Here is a 3,338-nt window from a genome sequence, read left to right on the forward strand (position 1 = left end):
ATAGCATAAAACCCCGCGTCCGCACGCTCTCGCGCCGAGACCGACCGGGGGCTGCGTCGTATAGGCGCAGGGATTAGGCTGATAGTATAGCACGGTGCGGGCTCCTTCGGGGGCCCGCTTTTTGTTTATAGGAGGGGAAAAGAAAAAATGCTATTTTATGAAAATCCTAATGGAAAGCTCTATCACGGCGACTGCCTCGAAATAATGAAAGATATTCCCGATGGCAGTGTTGATATGGTGCTCTGCGACCTGCCGTATGGCATGACAGCATGCGATTGGGACGTTGTGATCCCATTTGAGCCGTTATGGGAGCACTATAACCGCATTTGCAAACGAAATGCGGCTGTGGTGCTTTTCTCGCAGCAGCCGTTTACAACCGATATAATAAACAGCAACCGCAAGAAGTTTCGATATGAAATTATTTACCGCAAGACAATGAAGATGGGGTTTCTCAACGCGCACAAAATGCCGTTGAAAGGGCATGAAAATATATGCGTGTTTTATAAAGCGCTTCCCACATATAATCCACAAAAAACACAAAGCAGAAATCGTCCGCGGATAAGGGTCCAAGAGGATGCCCGTTGTAGAATATACAGTAAGTTCAAGGGGGGGGTGATGGTAGATGACGGCAGCCGTTATCCCGAGTCCGTTATCGATTTTTCTAATTTCAACGGCGGCGGTTTTGTAAAAAACAGGGAGCGCACGAAACATCCCACGCAGAAGCCCGTCCCTCTGTTGGAATACCTGATACGCACCTATAGCAATGAGAAAGAAACGATCCTCGACAACTGCATAGGCTCCGGCAGCACGGCGGTTGCTGCGGAGAACACAGGGCGCCGGTGGATAGGCATAGAAAAAGAAGAACGCTTTTGCGAAGTCGCGAAAAAACGCATCGCGGAGGCGGCGGCGCAGGGAAGACTTTTACAGGGGTAGGGCTCGCGTCCTACCCATAAGAGGGGGGTGACCACCAAATGTAAATAACATATATACATCTATATACATCTCTCCATGTGTGCAGTGCAGGGCGGGGCTCGCAGTCCCCGCCCCCTTTATTTTTTTTCGAAAAAAATCTCATATTTTTTTATGAAAACGCTTGACAAATTACACGAGGGTGTTATAATAGAAACATAAAGAAGAGGGGCAATCGCCCCACAAAAAAAGGAGGAAATGAAAATGGCGACGAAATACTGGAAACTGGGAGAAGGCTTCTATTGGATGACGGACGGGGAAAAGGTTACCTCTGAATTTCTCTATATCGGGAATGATAAGAAATTCTGGTATCAGAGCGATTTCAATGACTTCGTTGAAATCGAGGAAGTTTTCGATGCGGGAACAGGGAAACCGGCGGATAGGGAGTCCCTCTTCGAAATGGCCTGCGCAGACGATATCGACTTCGACACCGTCGAAGGGGCGTAGAGAGGTCGAAACGGGGGGGGACCCCCCCCCGTCCACGGGTAGGGCCCGTGCTGATGAGACCAAAGAGGAGGAAAAATAAAATGAAAATCACAATCACGAACGAAGACTGGAAACTACACGAGGCGGCCATCGCCGCGGCGCTGGACATCGCGCGAACGGATCGCGAGAAAGAGTGGATCACGAAGTGGGGCACGCTCGTTCGCGAGAAAAAGTCGCCGATTATCCGCCTGGGGTCAGGCGATGCGCGTCGCTGCGGGCTGCTGAAAAAGCTGGCGGTAGTGCACTGGGCACAGCTCAGCCTGAATGTATGGAGAAACGAGATATATAGAGAGAAGATGGAAGAACTTCCACGCGACATGGAACCAGATGCCCGCGAAAAACTCGCCCGCTCGTGGCACTGGATATTCTGCTGGCTGTATTACGACTGCGTCGACGAAGCCGCCGACACGACGAAAATCATAACGCCCGAAGAGATGGAGAACCCCGTGGATTACTCGCCACTTTTCGGCGAGTACGGCTATCGGCTGTAGACCCAATGTAGGAGGAGGGCAACATGATCGAAAAACCGCGTCCCGTCGCAATCCTCGAAACATTCGAGGCTCGCGCGAAACACATGCAGTTTCAGGGGCGGCCCGTGCGCTCCTTCTGGGAGAGTATCGAGCGGGCGACGGGGCTGCCCGCGCATATGGTGCCTATGGCGACATGGATCGCGGCGTGTCGCCCGCCGGACGGAGGCGATGAAGACTACTCCCGCATGACGGCAGACATCGCCTATCACCTCGCGCAGTGGCGGCTGTCGAAAGGGATATACCGTTTCGACCCAACGCTGTTGGACGAGCTCGCGTCCGGCGGCGTGCCGGAAAATACGCCGTGCGAAATATTCGCGCGCCTGCCGGAGCCCAGCATATGGGTAGAGACGGCGGGGCGATGCCATCTCGACGGATTCTTCGCTCGCCTGTGGAGCGACGACGGAGAAGGCGGCGCGCCGTCACGTCTGATGCTGCTGTGCGACATCGGGATTGGCATGCCGTTTCCGCATACCGTCCTCTTCGGCGAAAGCGTCGGCGAAAACATAAGAGGCATAATAGACTTTATGGAGGCGAACGGCGGGGTGTATCTCCAGATGGACGCGCTGCTGCGTTTCGTTTTCACGCTGCTCGCCTATCTGTGCAGCGACGAGCCGGACTACGACGACGGGCGCGTCCCCCCGCCGCTGAAACCGCCCGCAAGACTGAAAGGCGGGCGCAGAATGTGGCTGCCGCGCCCTGCTCCGACAGAATGGGGCGTCGGCGCGCGCATCGGCGCCGCCATACGGTCATTCGCGCCGCCGACGGAAAGCCGCGGGCATACCGGCGACGGAACGCCGACAGGGCGGACAGTGCGCCCGCATATCCGCCGCGCCCATTGGCACGGTTTTTGGACGGGCGCGAGAAAAGAGCCGGAAAAGCGGCGCTTCGTACACCGTTGGATACCGCCGATCCCGATAAACGTCCGACCGGACGACGAACTGCCGGCGGTGATACGGGCGGTGAAGAAAAATAAAGGAGAAGCAAAATGATAAAGTATTTTCCAGTTTCAGCGTTAAGCGACAAAGATAAAAAAATAATCATAAAGAAATTCCCGCTCGCCGGCACGCCGGCCGAAGCGGATTATACCGGCGACGGTACAGTGTTTCTCGTCGTCGTGCAGGGGCGTCCCGCGAAAATGTTCTACCCGCTCAAAAACAGAGAGGGGACGCCGGAGCTGCCGGAGGAGTTCTTCGTGAACATACACCCTGAAGCGGAGGGGCTGACCAACATCTATCTTGGCAGGTGTCGGGCGGCGTATTTTTCGCCATGCGCCGACTTGAGGAAAAGAAAATCCTCCGTAACTGATGAATACATGTCCGTCTCAGCGCGGCGCAGATTATCGGCGTCACGCGG

Annotated in this window: 5 protein-coding genes; all 5 read left to right on the forward strand. The window is 54.9% G+C overall.

Annotated elements, in window-relative coordinates; genetic code table 11:
- The first annotated feature begins 147 nt into the window (after window positions 1-147).
- Window positions 148-933 carry a DNA-methyltransferase gene (locus tag EH55_RS07365; protein ID WP_037976302.1) on the forward strand — a complete coding sequence of 262 codons (786 nt, stop codon included), beginning with the start codon at window positions 148-150 and terminating at the stop codon, window positions 931-933.
- A 240-nt stretch (window positions 934-1,173) separates the two neighbouring features.
- On the forward strand, window positions 1,174-1,416 hold the full coding sequence (locus tag EH55_RS07370) for a hypothetical protein (protein ID WP_037976304.1): 243 nt from the start codon (window positions 1,174-1,176) through the stop codon (window positions 1,414-1,416).
- 80 nt (window positions 1,417-1,496) lie between these two features.
- On the forward strand, window positions 1,497-1,946 hold the full coding sequence (locus EH55_RS07375; protein ID WP_037976306.1) for a hypothetical protein: 450 nt from the start codon (window positions 1,497-1,499) through the stop codon (window positions 1,944-1,946).
- A 23-nt stretch (window positions 1,947-1,969) separates the two neighbouring features.
- Window positions 1,970-2,974, forward strand: a complete 1,005-nt coding sequence (locus EH55_RS07380; RefSeq protein ID WP_037976308.1) for an AcrVA2 family anti-CRISPR protein — start codon at window positions 1,970-1,972, stop codon at window positions 2,972-2,974.
- On the forward strand, window positions 2,971-3,338 hold a 368-nt coding region (locus tag EH55_RS07385), incomplete at its 3' end, for a hypothetical protein (RefSeq protein WP_037976309.1). The genes EH55_RS07380 and EH55_RS07385, both read left to right, overlap by 4 nt.

It is taken from the genome of Synergistes jonesii (assembly GCF_000712295.1).
Lineage (GTDB): Bacteria > Synergistota > Synergistia > Synergistales > Synergistaceae > Synergistes > Synergistes jonesii.